The organism is Chlamydiales bacterium (genome assembly GCA_016185065.1).
Lineage (GTDB): Bacteria > Chlamydiota > Chlamydiia > Chlamydiales > Rhabdochlamydiaceae.
The window spans coordinates 82,595-100,504 of the sequence record JACPOL010000005.1 but is presented as its reverse complement, the minus strand read 5'-3'; the positions used below and the strand labels follow the sequence as shown (position 1 = coordinate 100,504).

Annotated in this window: 11 protein-coding genes; 1 reads left to right on the top strand and 10 read right to left on the bottom strand. The window is 50.1% G+C overall.

Translation table 11 applies throughout. From position 1 onward, the window contains the following. Positions 1-9: 9 nt before the first annotated feature. The 7 genes from HYX48_03075 to HYX48_03045 form a co-directional block, all read right to left on the bottom strand. A complete protein-coding gene (locus HYX48_03075) occupies positions 10-4,560 on the bottom strand; it encodes a hypothetical protein (protein ID MBI2742880.1) in 4,551 nt (1,516 codons plus the stop codon). Continuing rightward, on the bottom strand, positions 4,557-4,916 hold the full coding sequence (gcvH, locus tag HYX48_03070) for a glycine cleavage system protein GcvH (protein ID MBI2742879.1): 360 nt from the start codon (positions 4,914-4,916) through the stop codon (positions 4,557-4,559). Before gcvH ends, HYX48_03075 begins: the two co-directional genes overlap by 4 nt. A gap of 3 nt (positions 4,917-4,919) precedes the next feature. Next, positions 4,920-5,561: a hypothetical protein gene (locus HYX48_03065; GenBank protein MBI2742878.1), complete on the bottom strand. Its 642-nt coding sequence runs from the start codon at positions 5,559-5,561 to the stop codon at positions 4,920-4,922. Beyond that, the gene (locus HYX48_03060) at positions 5,561-7,870 is read right to left on the bottom strand and encodes a hypothetical protein (GenBank protein MBI2742877.1); all 2,310 of its coding nucleotides are present in this window, start codon (positions 7,868-7,870) and stop codon (positions 5,561-5,563) included. Before HYX48_03060 ends, HYX48_03065 begins: the two co-directional genes overlap by 1 nt. An 840-nt stretch (positions 7,871-8,710) precedes the next feature. Then, positions 8,711-10,225, bottom strand: coding sequence for a proline--tRNA ligase (locus HYX48_03055; GenBank protein ID MBI2742876.1), 1,515 nt, complete (start codon positions 10,223-10,225; stop codon positions 8,711-8,713). A 31-nt stretch (positions 10,226-10,256) separates the two neighbouring features. Continuing rightward, positions 10,257-10,967, bottom strand: coding sequence for a lipoate--protein ligase family protein (locus HYX48_03050; GenBank protein ID MBI2742875.1), 711 nt, complete (start codon positions 10,965-10,967; stop codon positions 10,257-10,259). Then, positions 10,958-11,200: a DUF1653 domain-containing protein gene (locus HYX48_03045; protein MBI2742874.1), complete on the bottom strand. Its 243-nt coding sequence runs from the start codon at positions 11,198-11,200 to the stop codon at positions 10,958-10,960. Before HYX48_03045 ends, HYX48_03050 begins: the two co-directional genes overlap by 10 nt. Positions 11,201-11,467: 267 nt before the next feature. Between HYX48_03045 and HYX48_03040 the strand changes: the two genes are divergently transcribed. Continuing rightward, complete coding sequence (locus HYX48_03040) at positions 11,468-13,996, top strand: ATP-dependent Clp protease ATP-binding subunit (GenBank protein MBI2742873.1); 2,529 nt, start codon at positions 11,468-11,470, stop codon at positions 13,994-13,996. A gap of 167 nt (positions 13,997-14,163) precedes the next feature. Here HYX48_03040 and HYX48_03035 read toward each other — a convergent pair whose 3' ends face one another. The 3 genes from HYX48_03035 to HYX48_03025 are packed head-to-tail and all read right to left on the bottom strand — an operon-like array spanning position 14,164 to position 17,906. Continuing rightward, positions 14,164-14,817: a dienelactone hydrolase family protein gene (locus HYX48_03035; protein MBI2742872.1), complete on the bottom strand. Its 654-nt coding sequence runs from the start codon at positions 14,815-14,817 to the stop codon at positions 14,164-14,166. Between the two features lie 9 nt (positions 14,818-14,826). Further along, positions 14,827-16,425: a GNAT family N-acetyltransferase gene (locus HYX48_03030; protein ID MBI2742871.1), complete on the bottom strand. Its 1,599-nt coding sequence runs from the start codon at positions 16,423-16,425 to the stop codon at positions 14,827-14,829. Beyond that, a complete protein-coding gene (locus HYX48_03025) occupies positions 16,422-17,906 on the bottom strand; it encodes a GNAT family N-acetyltransferase (GenBank protein MBI2742870.1) in 1,485 nt (494 codons plus the stop codon). Before HYX48_03025 ends, HYX48_03030 begins: the two co-directional genes overlap by 4 nt. Between the last annotated feature and the right edge of the window lie 4 nt (positions 17,907-17,910).

The following is a 17,910-nucleotide window of genomic DNA, read 5'->3' as shown; positions in this document are numbered from 1 at the left end:
TCGATACAATTATATTCCGTACTTGGGCTTCTCTAAGGTACCGCGCACTTTTAACGTAAATGGCTCGACGAGTTTAAAGGCGACGTTCTGCTTCATCTTGATATCGACGTGGACGTTGCCCTTCAGATCGATGTAGGAGGGAGTCTCCTCTGCAAGGTAGAACTCGGAGCGGCTGCCGTCGCTGTGAGCTTCCTTGAGTCGCTCGATGAAGAATCTGCCCTCTCTTAAGTCGAGATCGATCTCTCCGTAGACGGGAACGAGCATCCCAGGATCTAAACCGAGATCTTTCACAAACTGAATGGGCATGTCGAGCAGGGAGCTCTCTTTTTTGAAGGCGTTGGTAAAGTCTAGGCTACCAGAACCATGAAAGCTGGAGGCTACGCCGATCTCTCCTCTGATATTTGAGAGGGTCAGATGCTTGATGGTGAGGGGTTTTGGTTCACCGAGTGGCTCACTACCGCGTCTGACTAGAGAGGGGCGGAGGTCTTGAACTTGGATGAGGGGCACGTCCAGATGCCACTCTCCGGTGGAGGGGCGTTTTTCTGCACGTGCGAGCTTCACCTGCATCTTCGCACCGGGATCGGCAAGCGTAAGCTGGCTGATGACGACGCGCTCCATGCTCATCTCCGCACGCGCACGTAGCCCATTTAAAGTATAGCCCATGCACTCAAAGTTCTGCCCAGCAAGGGCTCCGCGGAAGTGAGGAGAGCCCTCTTTGGGGAGAATGAGATCTCCGATCAGCTCATACCCTTTTCCTAACTTGAGAAGTGCAACCGCCTCTCTACTCTCCTTTGGAAGGAGAGAGGAGAGCTGCTTAAGATCGACTTTAATCGATCCAGAGAGCTGCTGCCCTTTTCCAGCTGAGGGGGCGCTTTCAAGATCGAGTTCTACGCCTGAAAATTTGCCGCGCGCCGACTGCCAGAGCCAGCCATTTTTACCAGCGGCTCTTCCCAGGAGTTTTACACCCTCACTCTTGGGATCGTCTTTAATCTGGATGCAGACCAGCTTCTCTTTAGAAAAATCGATGGCTAGCTGGAGAAAGAGGGGCTTCTGCTCATACTTTGAGAAACCGCCGATCTGCCAGATCTCCTCGCCTCGGACGAAGCTGAGATCGCGCGCCTCCCAATTATTTGCACCGAGCAGAGGTTTAGCAGAAGAGTGGGTCGCTTTTTTGATCGAGCCGCTCTTCATCGCAGGGTCCAGAGAGATCTTCTCAACTGTTACACAGGTCTCTTGGTGCGCAGAGATGAGCTCCACCTTCTTAACCTCTACCCCCTTCTTGGGAGAGTAGGTAAAGGGGATCTGCTTCTCGCTCTTAAAAGTAGTAGCTTCTGCTATAATATCGAGGGCCGCCTCGCCCGTCATCTCCATCGTCGAGAGGTCGACTTCAAATCGGCCTCTTCCCTTGATGGCAGCTGGAGCGGACTGCTGCTGCTCGGACGAGAAGTTTGCAAAATCGATCTGGTAGCCCTGAATGTTGCATGAGAGCCTATCTTTAACCTGCTCATAGATCCCCTCTCCATGCATGCGCGAGAGCGGATGGACGAGATCGAAGCTCTTGATGATGACTCTCTGGGGTTCAAAGAGGAGCGTAGTCTGGAGATTGATCCCACCGACGCTCAACTTTTTAATGTTCCACTCAGCGCCTCTCTTCTCACCTTTCATTGCAAACTGTGCGTAGGACTTGCCTTTGAAGCTAAGATCGCGCCCCTCTGCTTCAAAAGCGAGAAAGCCGTTGTAGCGCAGGCGCAGATCGATGTCGCTTGTAGAGCTGATCTGAGGAGGGTCGAAGGCGACGAGCCCAACTCTTTTAAGGAACTCGCACTGCTGAAAGATCTCTCTTCCAGCAACAGCGAGATCGCAGTTTAGAAGAAGGAGCTTTCCACTCTCGCTTAAAGAGAGCGTTGCATCTCTGGGCTTAGTCTGGAAGTAGTGGGAGCGAATAGGATCGAAGCGGACAGCAATCTCATCTTTTGCTCCCTTCTTGGCTACCCCTTTCACGCTTCCTGCAAGGCGTATGAGCTCAAGCTTCTCTTGAAGAAGCCTGAGGTCAAACTCTCCGCGGATCTCCCCTTCGAGCTTGAAGGCTGCCTGAGGAAGATCGAAGTTGTAGGTTGAGCCATCGCTTAAAGCAAACACTCCGCGCCCCTCTTTAAGAGAGAAGAGCTTTGCATGAGAGTCGGCAGTGAGTCCGCACGAGAGGTTTTTAAGTTGAGCAGAGGGTGAGAGCTGCACCTCTCCCTGAACCAGATCTCCAGTAAATCGCCAAGCTGCTGGCTCCTGACCGGCTCCCAGACGCGCATAGAGAGTGAAACCTTCAGCGGGGGTGACGATCTGTCCCTTTAACGGAAGTCCGGCAGTGGGAAAGCCCTTAAAATGCTGCAGAAGGCGCCAGAAGTCTGAGGCCTCTCCTGAAAGAGAGGTGGATGCGACAATGAGATCAAAGGTCTTGGGCTGCGTCTCTGTTAAGTGGAGCTCTCCTTGAAAAAGAACCTTGCCGCACTCTGCCTTCACACCGTTTAAGCTTATCTGCTCTTTTGAAAGGGTGCACATCCCGCTGATCTTTTCGATCACAAGGCTAGTAGCCTTATCGACATACCTTCCAGAGATAAGAGGCATCTCCCCTTCGAGCTCTTCGCTCTCAAAAGTGTAAGCCAGGTGCGCCTGGTGTGTGCCGCTTAATGAGAAGTTAAATAGTGGATGGTCGGCTGCAAGTTCGGAGCCTTCGACTGTGCAGTCGAGCTTCTTTTCGTTGAATGTAGCTGAGAGGCTAACTCCTCCTGTAATATCGATCTGTGGATCGAATGTGTGCACTAGATCGCGATAGACATCTGCGGTAAGTGTTGAGGAGCGCAGCCACCCCTCTTGAGGATCGAAGTGGGAGAGAAGCTCTTCAAATGAGGAGAAGGTGGGGCCTTTAACTCTAAAGCCAAATTCAACTGTGCTCTGCTCCTGCAGCGTCGCCGTCCCTACAAGAGCGTATCCCGACGCAGGAAGATCTGCTGCTCTGTGGATCTCGATATCGCTTCCTACGCCTTGAAAGAGACCTTTCAGCGAGAGGCGCTGCGCTCCCTGCTTATCCCATGCAAGCTCAAACTCATCGGCTTGGAGGGCGATCTTTTCAGCCTCTACATCCCCTTGAAATCCCTGGATAAGAAGCTGATTGAAATTCCATCCCGCTTCCGACTTCACCGCCTCGCCTGCGAGTTCGAGGAGATCTATCTTTCCACTATATTTCTGCTCAGGCAGCTCAAAAGAGAGTTTGCGCAGGCTGACATCTTGAAATCCGAGCAGCGCGAGCTCTCCCTCTTTTACCTCCACTGTTGCTTTTCCATCTAACAGCCCCTCTTTCAAAGAGAAGGGTGTCCATGGACTTACAAGGGAGAAGAGTTCGGGCCCGACCTCTTTAAATTCTGTCTGAAGAAGATAATCTCCCTCTTTCTGAGAAGAGAGCGCAAGACGCGCAGTGGCGGGCAGCGCATTTGCTTCGCCAAGTGTCATGTCGAGCGTTGTCCAGAAGGCTCCTCTCTCTTCAATTTTTCCAGAGCCCTCCATGCGGAGTGCGAGCTTCTTCTCTCCACTAAACAGAAGCGAGCTCACAAAAAAAGCGGGCTCCTTTTCTGGCTCGAGCACGAGCGCAGCTTCCGCTTTTCCAAGCACGGGAGTACGCCCACCCTCAGCCGGAATGTAGCTGCACTCAGCTCCCTCAAGCGTAAGCGATAGAGAGAGCTCCTTCCATAAATCTCCTCTTCCTTCAGAGAGAAGAGGAAGTGAGCAGTTTCCACGGAGAGCCTCTCCTTGAACCTCTATCCCGAGTTTAGGATGAAAAAGAGTAAAGCAGTGCCCCGAAACATCAGCATTGAAAGAAGAGAGCGAAAACTCATGAGAGAGAGTCGCATGAGCATTTAGTTCGATATTGCCAGCGCTGCTCTTCCATCCATTTAAGAGAGGCGGATAGAAGACTCCCACCAGCTGAAAAAGATGGGGAGCCGTGATCTCATCCGCCTTTAAGCGAGCAGAGGGCCCCTCCTCTTCCATCTTCATGTCGATTTGGAGCAAAGGGAGATGAAATAGAGCTGGATCTGAGGTGAGCGCGAGGTGGCCGATCTCCTCTTTTGCCTCTTTAGAATCGAAGGTGAAGTAGAATCTTTGCGAGTTGTCGAGATTTAATACCCCATTTCTCACCTGGAGCTTCATCCCAGCAAAGCGCGAAGGAACAAGTAGATGCAGGGGAAGCGCTGCATTCGACTGCTCTTCGCTAGAGAGGTAGATCTCTGGATGTGAGAGGATGAGCTGCGCCTCGAGATAAAGGGGCTTCAGCGCTGGGCGGAATGTGAGTTCAGCCTCATCGATGTGCAGCTGCATCCCCTCATCTTCGAGATGTACACCTTTAACTGAGATCTTTCCCTCCTTCCACTCGAGCCTCTCATAGCTCAAATGCGGAGGAAGAACAAATGAGAGCGCAAATCTAAGTAGTGGCGATCGAAAGAGAAATACGGAGACGAGAAGAAGAGTAAAAAGGAGAAAAACAAGACCTTTCTTCTTTCTTCGTTCTTTCATAATAGTGCGATGTAGCTTTTGCGATCTAGAAGCAGCTCTAGTTCTGCGGGATTTACAAGCTTAATCTTAAACAGCCAGCCTTCAGATTCAGGAGAGGTGTTGATCTTTTCCGAAGCATCTTTAAGTTGCGTGTTGATCTCGACGATCTCACCAGAAACAGGAGAGTAGATGTCGGCTGCCGCCTTCGTCGATTCGAGCACAGCGACCTCATCGCCCGCTTTCACTCTTTTGCCAACGATGGGAAGCTCGATGTAGACCACTTCTCCAAGCTCTGTCTGAGCCTGCTGGGTGATTCCTACAACTCCGATCTCGGTTCCTTCTAAGCGGATCCACTCGTGCGATGGTGTGAACTTCATATCTTATTTCTTCAGTTTAACGCTGCTCCAGAGAGCCGCTTCTTGTTCGATCGAATAGTAGCGAGAGGAGACGGAAAAATGCTGCGGACTCCCCTTGAATCTGTGAATGCGGTAGGTCAATCCCAAACGATCAAAAGAAGCCGGATCATATCCATGCAAACAATTGGAGGGAATCGTTATTTGCAGCGTGTATTTTTTGCGTCCGAAATCCGCTTTCACCTCGATCTCCTCTGGATCGCAGAGAGGGTGGGTATCCTCTGTGCGGAAGCGGGTCAGCTCCTGCACTCGAATCTCACCCACCTCCTTCGGAAGGATCACAAAGTGGTGGCAGAAGCGGGTTAAAAAACCTGCTGATTTCAGATCGCGCGTGTCGAAAAATAGTTCGACAGCATCTCCCTGGCTCAGTTGAGGAAAGAAGCACTCTTCGAAGGGCTTATCCACACTCACTTCAATGAGAAGAGCCTCCTCATTCCATCCCATGGAGACCTCAGCAAACTTCTCCTCGCCCAAAAAGGGGGTTGTGGAGGGGAGAGGAGAGAGCCGGCGGAAGGCCTTTGCATACTCGATCTCAAATGAGAGAGCGAAAAAATCCAGCGGAGAGAGCGGCTCGATCTGGTCTAAAAGACCATCATCATAATTTCTCATTAAACAGCTCTATTGGGTAAAATATTTTCGCCAATCGCTCTCTTCTCGATCATCTGATTAAGAAGCTCTCCCATGAATTTCCTGCTCGTCTCGCGCGATAGATTCTCCTGGATCTCGTTCTTCTCTTCTTGAGTGAGTTCTGTTGCACTTGTGCGGCCCTTCATCTTGCAAAAGCCGAGCTCTCCGAGGAAGCCCACTCCAACAGAAGACCAGCCCCCTTGAGGCAGAGCAAGAACTTCTTCTTTGGAAAAGGGAGAGCGCTCCCACTTCCTAATCGAGCGCTGACTCTTTTTAAGTTTCCACTGATCCTCAAAGCTCGATCCTGTCTGTATTAAACTCTGATCCTCTGGAGAAGAGATCACTCTTGCTCTCATCTCACGCATCCATGCGTAGTGGCGACGAGTTGCGTAAAACTCGAGCGGCTGGTTTCCCTCTTTTTCAGAGAGAGTGTGCCCGGTCTGCTTCCACTCCTCTTCAATTGCTTTGAGAAGCGGCGCATAAAGAAGAGCTCCAACTTGATCGCTTACGCTCTGAAGCGGCTTCCACTCTCCGTTTGAAAGTTGAAAGAGAGAGGGATTCTTCTTGCGGATCTCTGGATAGGCCTCTTCTAGACGAGCGTCCACAAGTCTATCAAGCGTTCCATCCGATGAGGCTGTAATAAATGTGAGAATCTCATTTTGAGGAGCGATCTCAATCGACTTGATGCGATATAAGCTCTCCTCATCTGCTGAAACAAGAGATAGCGTTGAAGTTTCTGATAGCTTCTCGATTAGCGCTGCTGCGGAGATTGTCGAAAGGAAAGGAAGCTCCTCTCCCTTGAGACGCACTCCCCTTTCTACTCGCTGAATCGGCGCGCGCTCAAAGGCATCTGCAATCCACTCAGGATGTGCGTCGACGATTCTAATGCGTGTGAACTGGTCGATTTTTAGACGCTCTTTTGGATTTAAACTATCGAGCAGCGCCATGCGACCTGCTGCGCTTCTCGTCTGCTCTTTTGAGAGTTGTGGAAATTGAGCTTGCAGAGTCTGCCAGTTCTTATCCTCACCCTGCCACTGCCAGGTCTCTTTTATTGTGATCCGCTGAGCTACAGCCTCCTTTTTCACTTCGCGCCACTCGAGTTTACACTGGCGTCTTACAAGCTCAGGAGCCCTCTTTTCAACCTCTTGAACAGATGGCAGCTGTCTGGGTAGATAGAGGCTGGAGCGAGAGACTCCCATCACCCCTTCTACATAGTACTGATATTTGAGAAGCGAGCGAAAATTTCTCAGACGCAAGCTATCGGCTGGAGAGTACTCTTCGACCTCTGCTCCCTCGTTTGCATAAACGCTAAAGGCGTTAAATGGAAGAGAGTCTACCTGCATCGATCTCCCCACATCTGCTGAGAGGCGGCGCATCAGCATCACCTTCTTCCACAGCTTGATCGCGCGGCCCTCGTCGAAACCGAGCATGCGCAGCTGCTGACCAAAAAATGCTTTCGCATCTTCGTAAGTGGGACTCTCTTTTATGTTTGCAGTTGCAAGGCCCTTCTGAAGATTTTTCAGAAGTTCAGTGCGCGCCTCATCATTTGAGATCGAGAGGCCGCGCTTCTCTGCGACCTTTGCCGCGTTGATGATATATTCAGAGATCAGCTGGAGATAGCCTCTTCCTAGCCAGTCCTCTATCGTCTCAAATCCAAAGAGGTGCAAATTGGCATAATTCAAGCTCTCATCGGGGCGAACAGCAGACCGTTGATTCTGCTGATAGAAAAGAACGCGTCTTACCATCTCGCTAGGCAGGTTGAGCTGTTGAACGCAGAGTCTGGAGAGAAGTCCCAGAAAATTCTGATCTGCTGCTTTTGCGCTTCTTAAAAGAGAGATCACCTGAAACGCTTCGGGCTGGAACTGCTGCCAGACCCCTACCGCGCTGATTTCTGGCGCTTCGGGATGCACGTAGAAATTTGAGTTCCTGACTTTTAGGAGCTTCTCATCGAGCTCGGGCTTTAACTTATCAAAAAATCTGTTTGAGATCGTCTCTCCAAGCCCGGTGGCGAGAAAGTCCTTCCGCACCACATCATCATTCAGGAGGTTAAGGGTTCTGTTTTTTCCAGAAAAAAGAGAGTCAGGAGCGGCGGCTGAGAGAAAATAGACCAGCTCATCCACCTCCCTTTTTGAGAGATCGGAGCCATCGACTGTCTTTCCAATTACCTCATCCTTAACCTCTTCGCTTGTTAAAAACGGAGAGAGGGTTCCTGCGAATAGGAACGAAACGATAATAAAAATGATGACGATGATGAAGAAAACGCGCTGATGTTTTCGGAAAAATCTAAGCATAGCCACTCCAGTCTTCTATAAAGAAACGAGGAGTGTAGCCGGATTATTTAATCTTTAAAAGGGCGAGAAGGTTTTTTTTTGGTTTTACACGACCGAGAGCCTTGAGAAGAGCTTCCGAAGAAGGGAGCTTCTGATCAGGCAGCAGGTGTGCCAGAAGGTAGACTAGCATATTTCACGTCCTCCTATCCCTATAATATGCCCCCCCGATTTTCTTTCCACTCCTAAAAACAAAAACTTATTTTCATTAGAAGTTTTTACCGAACCTATTCAAGTCCTAAATAGACATGTCGGATGGTGTGCGCTTCGCCACACCTCCCTTGGGCCACCTTGCGCTTCACCTCGCTTTGCCAAACCATGTGCTCGAAAACAGAGTGGGCCACTGCCCTACCCTGTACGCCTGGCCGGCTTTTCTGCGCTACGGTTTTGCTTTGCGATCTGAATCGATCGGCTGCTCAAGGCGCTCATTCCCCGCCGGACTAACGTCTCGGGTGCGGGGCCCCTTTCGCGTCCAGTCGCAGTTGCAGATAAAGAGACTGAAGACCTTTCTCTTCAAACTCTTTGCCTAGCCCTGCGACTGGACGCGAAAGGGACCCACAACGAAGGAAGTGGGATGAGCGCCTCGAGCAGCCCTTCGATTCAGATCGCACAGCAAAATTGCACCGCAGGAGAAGCGCGGCAAGCGCGTCAGGGGTCGTACAGAGGTACGCCCCTTCTCCGAGGACGCGATTTGGCAAAGCGAGGTGAAGCGCAAGAGGGTCGCGGGGAGGCCCCGAGAGAAAGCGAAGCTTTCACCTAGACCCCCGACATGTCTATTCAGCCTACAAAAAATTTAAACTCTATTTAGTAGGATTTGGCGAAGATGACGCGCTGGGGGCTCTTTTTGCCGGTGAAGGGGCAGATGCCCTCTTCTTTTTCGGCGTCTAGAGGGATGCAGCGAATGGTCACGCCGAGCTTCTCTTGAATCTCATCTTCAACGGCCCGCTCTCCGCACCAGTGGGTGTAGGCGAAGCCACCATGAATCTCGGGCTTCTCCTCATTTTTTGGAGTGAAGAAGTCGTAAAACTCCTTTTTAGAGTCGATCTTCTTCATATGCGCAGTGCGCATGCTGAGCGCACGCTCGAAAAGGCCATTCTGAATCTCGTCGAGAATAGAGGTGACTGTTGAGCTGAGCTCTTGGCGAGTGATACCAATTGCTTCTCTTGCAGGGCGGTCTCGTCTGAAGAGGCTAAGCTTTCCATTTGCGATGTCGCGAGGGCCGATCTCTAAACGAAGAGGAACACCCTTCTTCACCCACGACCAGAGCTTATCTCCTCCACCCATCTCGCGCTCGTCAACTAGAACAGTGAGTGGGCGTCCATCGTAATGGATATGGCGGAGCTCGCCCGCGAGACTGTGGCAGTAGCCGAGGACCTCCTGCTTGCTCTCAGGCTTGTGAATTACAGGCAGAATGACGATATGTGCAGATGCGATTTTAGGAGGCAGGATAAGACCATCATCATCGCTGTGCGACATGATGAGCGCGCCAACAAGACGAGTCGAGCATCCCCAAGAGGTTGTCCAAGCAAACTCCTCTTTGCCTTCAGCATCGCGGAACTGAATTTTTGAGACCCGCGAAAAGTTCTGACCTAAAAAGTGGGAGGTTCCTCCCTGCAGCGCCTTGCGATCTTGCATCATCATCTCGATGCAATAAGTTGAAACGGCGCCAGGGAAGCGCTCCTTCTCTGTCTTCTCCCCTTTAATTACAGGGATGGCGAGATATTTTTGCGCGAACTCCTCATAGGTGTGAAGCATGCGCATCGTCTCCTCTTCAGCCTCTTGACGAGTCGCGTGAGCTGTGTGTCCCTCTTGCCAGAGAAACTCGGTGGTACGGAGGAAGAGGCGGGTGCGCATCTCCCAGCGGACGACGTTTGCCCACTGGTTGATGAGCAGAGGAAGGTCGCGGTAGGAGGTCACCCACTTGGAGAACATCTCACCGATGATCGTCTCAGAAGTCGGACGGACGATGAGCGGCTCTTCCAGAGGACCAGCGGGAATGAGCTTGCCATCTTTGCCCTTTTCCAAACGGTGGTGGGTGACGACAGCGCACTCTTTAGCAAAGCCTTCGACGTGCTGCGCTTCTTTTTCCAGAAAGCTGAGCGGAATGAAGAGAGGAAAGTAGGCGTTCTGGTGGCCTGTCGCTTTGAACATGCCATCGAGCACGCGCTGCATGTTCTCCCAGATTCCATACCCCCAGGGTTTGATCACCATACAGCCGCGCACGGGCGAGTGTTCAGCTAGATCCGCTGCGCGGACCACCTGCTGAAACCATTCTGGATAGTTCTCTTCACGAGTCGGCTCAATCGCTGTCTTTTTCATTAAAATGTCTCTCCGTTATGAGAGAAACAAATTAACATGTTTTAAGTGAATTTTCCAAGAACTGACGCAACTCTTTCTTTGCTTGAGCCATTTGCGATGGGGTGGCCTCTTGGCCGAGCAGCGGATAGGTGTGGGCCAGAATCGCCTCCGCAACCTTAGCCTCTGGGAGGAGGAGGGAGCGGAGAAGAGGCTCGGGAGGCATGATAAGAGCGATCGTCCCCTGGTGGAGAAACCCCTGTTTTCGCTTGCGCTGGGCAGCCCCGGCAAGCTTTCTGCCTCCAAGAACAAGATCATACTTAGTAGGCTTTGCCATGCAGAAGCTGTTGCAGCTCTCATCGAGAGCCACCCCATCCTCCGGCGTGAGTTTAAAACTCTCTTTACCTCCTAAGAACTGCTCAACTGCTTTTAAAACCGCATTATTAATGAAGGCGTAGTTATCGAGTGTATTCAAAGAAAAGTAGGGAGAGGTAGAAGGGATCAAGACTGAAAAAGCGAGATCCCAGAGATGGAAGACGACTCCGCCGCCAGTCGGCCGCCGGGCGAGATCGATCCCCTCTGCTTGCACCCGCTTCAGATCGAGCAGTTTAGCAGGATCTGCGAAGTAGCCATAGGTCAGAGACTCCCTTTCCCACTCGTAAAAGTGCAGAATCGCATCCGCTTCAAGAGAGTCTAGCATCTGGGCGTCTAGCTGCATGTTCCTTTCAGCGCTTGAACGGCCCGTGTCGATGACTTTTAGGTGCATCGCTTAAATCGAGGAACTTCTCTCCCCTCAAACTCTACGGTTTCAAAAAACATCTTTAAAGGGCGCACCCAGACTGGATGATCGCCAAACTTTTCGCAGAAATACTGCCCCTCATAGACCACGTAGGGCTCATACTCCTCCGTATGCATGCCGATGGCTAGGATCTTGTATTTTTTACCCTTATAATGCTGAAAAAGAGCGCCTACTACCAACTCCTCGCTTCCTACCGCCATGACACCCTCCAAGGTTAAAACCAGGAGAATCGCAAAAACCTCCAAATAGTGCAACCCCATCTCTGTGTAAAAAACCCAATTATTTTGTTTATAAAGATTAATTTTTTGATTAATTAATTATAATTAAATATAATAAATAATGAATTAATGTATTCAAATTTAAAATAATTACTTTACATAAAGTAAATTGAGTCTGCTTCGCTTGTTTGCCATAAATGGGCAGGGCTCTTAGAATAACGGTAACAGCCGGTTAATAGGGTTAGCACTATGTTTGATAAATTCACCAATCGCGCAAAACAGGTCATTAAGCTCGCCAAAAAAGAGGCGCAGCGCCTTAACCATAACTATCTAGGAACCGAACACGTTCTGCTCGGCTTGTTAAAGCTCGGTCAGGGAATTGCTGTTAACGTTCTCAGAAACTTCAATCTCGACTATGACACTGTGCGCGCTGAAGTCGAGCGCCTTGTCGGCTTCGGTCCAGAGATTCAAGTTTATGGCGATCCCGCTCTCACTGGAAAAGTGAAGAAAGTTTTCGAATTTGCAAACGAAGAGGCTGCCGCTCTTAACCACAACTACGTCGGCACAGAGCACCTACTGCTTGCGCTTCTCAGACAGACAGATGGCGTTGCAGCGCAAGTTCTCGAAAACTTAAATGTCAGCCTTAGAGATATCCGCAAAGAGGTGCTGAAAGAGCTCGAAACGTTCAATCTGCAACTGCCTCCGATGGGAATGAGCGGCAGCTCTCCTAACGCTCCATCTCCAACTGGAAAACCTCAAGAGAAGGCAGCTCAAACTCCCGAGAAGACTCCAGCTTTAAAAGCCTACGGCCACGACTTAACAGAGCTCTGCCGCGAGGGCAAACTCGATCCAGTCATCGGCCGCAAGGAAGAGGTCGAACGCCTCATTCTGATTCTCTGCCGCCGCCGCAAAAACAACCCTGTACTCATCGGTGAGGCTGGAGTTGGAAAGACGGCGATTGTAGAAGGACTGGCTCATGCGATTGTAAAGGGAGAGGTGCCCGACAATCTCGCGAAGAAGAAGCTGATTTCGCTCGATCTTACACTCATGATCGCTGGCACTAAATACCGCGGCCAGTTTGAAGAGCGCATTAAAGCGGTGATGGACGAGATCAAGAAGAATGGGAACATCCTCCTCTTTATCGATGAGCTCCACACGATCGTAGGTGCAGGTGCAGCTGAAGGTGCAATCGACGCCTCTAACATTTTGAAGCCCGCTCTCTCTCGCGGTGAGATTCAGTGTATCGGTGCAACCACGCTAGACGAGTATAGAAAGCATATCGAAAAGGATGCAGCACTTGAAAGACGCTTCCAAAAAATTCTAGTCGCTCCTCCTTCTGTGGATGAGGCGACTTCAATTCTGATGGGCCTTAAAGCCAAGTATGAAGAGCACCACAAGTGCCTCTACACAGAAGCCGCCCTCAAATCGGCCGTCTTCCTATCCGATCGCTACCTAACAGGAAGGTTCCTGCCGGATAAGGCGATCGACCTGCTCGATGAAGCGGGTGCTAAAGCGCGCATTGCGATGATGCACCAGCCTCAAGACATTACCAAGTATGAAGCTGAGATCGAAGAGGTGAGAGTCGGCAAAGAAGAGGCGATCAGCAAGCAAGAGTACGAGAAGGCTGCTAAGATGCGCGATAAGGAGAAGAATCTACGAGATCATCTCCAGCAGATCCGCAACGAGTGGGAGAGCAAGAAAGAGGAGCATCAGGTCATCGTCGATGAAGAAGAAGTTGCGACAATCGTCGCTAAACAGACCGGCATCCCCATTACCCGCTTGACCGAAGGCGAGACTGAAAAAGTCCTCAAAATGGAAGAGGCCCTCAAAGGCATGATCATCGGCCAGGATGAGGCGGTAAGCACCGTCTGCCGCGCAATCCGCAGAAGCCGCGCCGATATTAAAGATCCAAACCGCCCCATTGGAGCCTTCCTATTCTTAGGCCCCACAGGCGTTGGAAAGACGCTTCTTGCCAAGCAGCTTGCGATCAACATGTTCGGCGGAGAAGACGCACTTATCCAGATCGACATGTCCGAGTACATGGAGAAGTTTGCAGTCTCGCGCCTCATGGGCTCGCCTCCAGGCTACGTAGGACACGAAGAGGGCGGCCAGCTCACCGAACAGGTGCGCCAGAGACCCTACTCAGTTGTACTCTTTGACGAGGTGGAGAAGGCTCATCCAGATGTGATGAACGTCCTGCTCCAGATTCTTGAAGAGGGACGTTTAACAGACTCTTTTGGCCGGAAGGTCGACTTCCGCAATACGATCATCATCATCACCTCCAACTTGGGAGCTGATCTCATCCGCCGCTCGACAGAAGTGGGCTTCGGCTCAACCGAGGGAATGCCCGACTTTAAGTCGATGCAGGAGAAGATCGAGGGTGCCGTGAGAAAGGGATTCAAACCAGAGTTCATCAATAGACTTGATGGCGTTGTGATCTTCAGAACTCTTGATCGCACACACCTCTTGAGCGTCATCGACCTCGAAGTGAAGAAGCTCCAAGCGAGACTCTCTCGCAAGAACATCTTCTTGGCACTCGACGAGAAGGCGAAAGCCCTCCTCGTGAACAAAGGGTTCCAACCGGAGATGGGAGCACGCCCCCTACGCCGCGTGATCGAGCAGCAGCTGGAAGATCCACTTGCAGAGAAGCTTCTGATGAATCCAGGCAAAGGCGGCAGCTGGCTCGTCTCAGTCGAAGGAGATAAGTTCCTCTTCATCGACCAGGCCCTCGTCACCCACGACTCGAAAAAAGAGATCGTCATCGCCGAGAAGAAGTAGGGAGAGAGGCGCTCGGAGAAGAAACGGACATTAACGGACGAAAGTGGACAGGAAACGGACGGGAATGGACACGCGCTGAAGAAAGAATTCTTTTCCTCTCTCTTGCCCGCTGGTCCGTTTTTGTCCATTCCCTGTCCATTGACGTCCATTCTCTTTAGCGGGCCTTCTTATGCGCGCGCTCCCAAGTGGGTGGAGAACCAGGCGCGGGCGAGTTTGGCGACAGCTTCGAGAGCTCCGGGCTCTTCAAAGAGGTGGGTAGCGTTCGGGACGATCGCGAGCTTTTTTTCACACTTTAGCTTATCGAATGCCGCTTCGTTCATTCCAATCACTTCACGGTCGCGCTCTCCGACAATGAGTAGTGTAGGCGCCTTCACAAGATGCAGAATTGAACCCGCCATGTCTGGACGCCCCCCGCGCGAAACTACTGCGCTGATGAGCGAAGCCTTTTCCACTGCTGCAACAAGTGCGGCCGCAGCACCCGTGCTTGCGCCAAAGTAGCCGATATCGAGCTCTCTTGTCTGGGAATTTTTCTGAAGCCAGTCGGTGACAGCAACTAGCCGTCTTGCGAGAAGGGCAATATCGAAGCGAAGCTCTCCTGTTACAGAGTCCTCTCTCTCCTCATCCTGTGTGAGTAGATCGATAAGGAGCGTTGCGACGCCCCCTTCTTGTAAAAATTTCGCGACAAACTGGTTCCGGGGGCTATGCCGGCTGCTTCCGCTACCATGGGCAAAGAGAACGATTCCCTTTGCTCCCTTGGGAATCTTTAAACTCCCCTCTAGCGAAACCTTTTCAGCCTGAATGTGAACGAGATCTTTTTCCATCTCTCTGCTTCATAGCAGAGAGTGCCATTCGGAGAAATCACTCTTTAAGTAGAACATCTCTTTATAGGAGCTGCAACCCACATCACGATGATCAACGCATTCGAGTTGTGAGCCTTTTGACCCGATTTTTTGAGTGAAGCTCCAGAGAAACTGCTCATGCGGACTGGATTTAATATAGAGGTATTGTTTTCCCACCCCCTGTGCGCGTCTCATTGCCTCTTCAACCAGCCTTGTTCCAATGCCAGACCTTCTATAATCTGGGTTCACGAGAACATATGTGATATGGGCCGCCTCTTGAGTGCGCATGTCAGGAGAAGCTGAGTATGTCTGCGTGACGATAACGCCGACCTTCTTGCCAGCAACATCCGCAAAAACAACCTGCAAATTCTCTGATTTAATCTGGTTCGATTGACTATGATACGACTTACTACTTCTATATGGAAAGATCTCCATCACATAATTGTTGTAGTCTCTTTGATAAGATGTCAAAGCAGAGTGCTGACAGGCACTCTTTAAGCCTTTAAAAGCTTCTTGTAGACTTTCACTCGTACCCAGCTCTATCGCATCGAGCAGTTTCACACCCGCAGCTCCTAATACCTTAGGTTTAGATGCAGCTTTTTCGGAAGGTTCCACGCTAGATGGCTGAGTAAGTTCTACTGGCTGGTCTTGTTTGGATTCTTTAACAGAAGATTCTCCATTTTTGATCAAGAAAACGGTATAGCCTGGATATTCTGGCTGTTGGTCATGTTTATCGCCCACCACTTTCGCGTAACCGTTAATACACTTTTCTTTTTTGAGGATTCTGCAAACAGTCTCTAAAAGCTCCTTGCTTGCAATTTTAAAGGCCTTTTCATAGACAATATCTGGTAGATCATCTTGAACAGCGCCATCCCCATAAAGTCGATCAACGTCATCAGCATCATCAAGAAGTCCCAGGCTTTCATAACTTTCTCCTGCCTCTTCTTTCTTACCAGTTTCTTTCGCTAAAATAATCCTACGGACAACTTTATCAAAAACTGTTTCCAGATAGATCGTATATGTCCGGTTTACAAATACAGACCCTCTTCCTTGTTTTTCAGAGATGGTGACAACATGAGGAGCTCGAAGATCGAGATTTTTTACAGACTCGAGATTTCTCCAGTTGAAACTTCTATCGATAATAACCCTCTTTTCAGGAGCTCTTGCTACTATGGGGGGCGTCGGCTTTTCAACTTTAAGAACCTGAGCAGGCGGAATCGCAGTTGCTAGGCCGGCTGTAAATCCCACATTAGTACGCTCAATCCAGACCTGGTTTACGAAGGTGTATTGCAAGCGAAGAACTGTTTTTGCAATGAGTGCAAGAATAGGAAGGATAATAGTAACGCAAGCAAGGACTTTAATCACTGTCTCGAGCAGTAGAGGTGGGGCTCTAGTCGTAATATCCACAAAATTACCTGGCGCCACCATTGATGAATCTCTGTTTAAAGAGGCCACACTATCTATGCAGAGGCAAAATGCGATTAGATCATCGGATAATTCTAGAACTTTCTCAGCAAGGGTTTGATTTGGCATATTCGCTGGATAGCGAACGGGTATTGTCCAAGGAATGTATGTATTAACAAGCGTCACTGTTTCGACTCCGCTCGAGCAGTAATCACTAAGGAAGCGCCTGCAGCTGAGGTCTGTTCGGCTGCTGGGGTAGCTGCAAATTTTTTAAACCAGAGCCAGTAGGATTCATCGGTCGAGTGTTTAAACGTTAACCCTAGCTTTTTACTCGCGCTTTCCACAAATGAGAGATCGATATGTTTAGTCGAAAAAGAGAAGTATCCCTTCCCTCTCTCTTTTGCATGCTCAATCGCTTTAGATAGTAGAGCCAGTTTCTGCTTTTCGTTATCCATTTTTACTGCAAGCCGCTCTAAAGTCATCTCATTCAGATTAAAGCCCATAGCGTCAATTTCAGGCTGCTGCACTACGACAAAACCGATCTGACCTCTTTCGGCTTGCAAAAGGAAAATTTTGCTCTTCTCTGCGCTATCTGCTTCTGGTTCGAAGACTTCTCTAAGGAGAGCTTCTGTGTATAAACGCTCAGAAGCAGGAGTGAGCTCATCCATAATTGCAACAGTAGCCTCTCTTCCGACTTGTAGCGCATCGCGGATCTCGAAGGGAACATCTACATCTGGAGTTTCTTCGACTGCGGCTGTTGGCTTAAGATTGATTTCAAAAAACTGACCACTCATTCCGGCCAATGCAACTCCTAATTTAGGTGCAGCTCGTCTAATAAACGGGGTGAATGAATCATACATTTGCATTATGGGAAGGCGGGCTACAAGTTTTTCTTTGTTTTGGCTTTTTGCATACTCAATAGCTCTCTGGAGCAGAGCCCTTCCGTAACCCTTCTCTCTACTTCCTTCCTTAACGTGTATCCACATCTTCATCTCCCTATCTGGCATCTGGGAGTAACCATCTCTGTCAACAAGGATAAGACCGACAGCTTCTCCTTCGACTTGCATCAGAAAGATCTTGATCTCACTGGTATCTCCCGGCTTTGGATTGAAAATAGCATCTATGTGCTCTTCATCATGGAAGTGATGAAAATCATAGCTGCCTATTCTCTTCATCATTGCCAAGGCGGCATCTCTTCCCACTTCCAGCGCATCGATGATCTTGAAAGGAGCGCCTGCAGTTGAGATTCCTACTGCTGCGGTTGCAGCAGAGCCTGCAGAAGCTGCGGGAGGTTCGTGAGAATGAAGGGGAGGTCTTCTTCCTTCATATTCGAAGGTGTACTGCGCGCGCAGAACCGTTTTTACGACCAGAGCAATTAAAGGGAGGATGACGGTGCAGCAGAGGAGCACTTTAAAAGCGGTAACTAGATAGTCCGCACACTCGTCATGCTTAGAAAAGGTAAGCTTGACTGTCGAGCCATGCACGACCTCCACAGTATGTTCAGGCTTTTTGAGAGTAGCTACAAATTCACTCCAGAAGAAGAGGTCGATAAGCCAGTCGGAGAGCTCAAGAGCTGTTTGGGCCCAGGTCTTCTCCTCCATATTCTCTGGATAACGCACTGGAATAGACCAGTCTATTGCACGTCGTGTATATGTTGCTTGCGCCATTTTT